Origin of the sequence: Tannerella forsythia (assembly GCF_001006485.1) — a bacterium.
GTDB classification, from domain to species: Bacteria; Bacteroidota; Bacteroidia; order Bacteroidales; family Tannerellaceae; genus Tannerella; species Tannerella forsythia.
This window is the reverse complement of sequence record NZ_JUET01000081.1, coordinates 1-454: the sequence shown is the minus strand read 5'-3', so window position 1 is coordinate 454 and position 454 is coordinate 1. Positions and strand designations below refer to the sequence as shown.

The 454-nt window shown below is 41.0% G+C and carries 1 protein-coding gene; it reads right to left on the bottom strand.

Annotation, left to right across the window (positions count from 1 at the left end; all coding sequences use genetic code 11):
- The coding region (locus Tanf_RS16705; RefSeq protein ID WP_046825493.1) for a NusA N-terminal domain-containing protein at window positions 1–382 on the bottom strand (382 nt) is incomplete at its 3' end.
- Window positions 383–454 lie beyond the last annotated feature (72 nt).

Sequence of the window (454 nt, the reverse complement as noted above, 5' to 3'; positions counted from 1 at the left end):
TACGCTCAGCTTCACGGACTTTCTGAATAATCACTTGTTTCGCTGTTTGCGCACCAATACGACCAAACTCGATTGACTCAATCGGCTCTTCAATAAATTCGCCTGGTTCAATATGCGGCTCAACATCGACCGCATCCATGTGGCGAATATACCAACCGACATGATCTTCAATCTCAACATCGTCTTCAATCACTTCCCAACGACGGAAAGTCTCATAATCACCCGTATGTCGATCAATAGAAACACGGGCGTCAATTTCATCGTTATGACTTTTTCTAGTTGCTGTCGCTAGAGCCGCTTCAATGGCCTCAAAGATAATTTCTTTTTCCACGCCTTTTTCGTTAGACATGATTTCAACAACTGCTAAAACTTCCTTACTCATTTCTATTTCCTCAAAATAGGGGGTACGTTATATTTACTTTAAAGGGTTAAAACCCTTTGCTTAATTCATCAA